This window comes from Sedimentibacter sp. B4 (assembly GCF_000309315.1).
GTDB classification, from domain to species: Bacteria; Bacillota; Clostridia; order Tissierellales; family Sedimentibacteraceae; genus Sedimentibacter; species Sedimentibacter saalensis.
In genome coordinates this window covers 1-241 of the sequence record NZ_CANG01000173.1, presented here as the reverse complement: position 1 = coordinate 241, position 241 = coordinate 1, and the positions used below count along the sequence as shown (strand labels likewise).

1 protein-coding gene is annotated in these 241 nt (G+C 67.6%); it reads left to right on the top strand.

Features of this window, described 5'->3' with window-relative positions; all coding sequences use genetic code 11:
- A partial coding sequence (locus BN358_RS23105; RefSeq protein ID WP_157593347.1) for a hypothetical protein occupies positions 1 to 241 on the top strand: 241 nt, incomplete at both ends.

The following is a 241-nucleotide window of genomic DNA, read 5'->3' as shown; positions in this document are numbered from 1 at the left end:
CCGTATCCCTGGATCAACTACCTGGGCTCCCAGGAATTCTTCTCCCTGCTGTCCCACCTGGGCGGCGGCTACTCGTTCTACCGCGATGCCCGGATGCGCAGGCTCACCCGCTACCGCTACAACAACGTGCCCACCGACGCGGGCGGGCACTACCTCTACGTCAACGACGGCGGCGATGTGTGGTCGCCGACCTGGATGCCGGTCCAGGCCGAGCTGGACCGCTTCGAGGCGCGCCACGGCC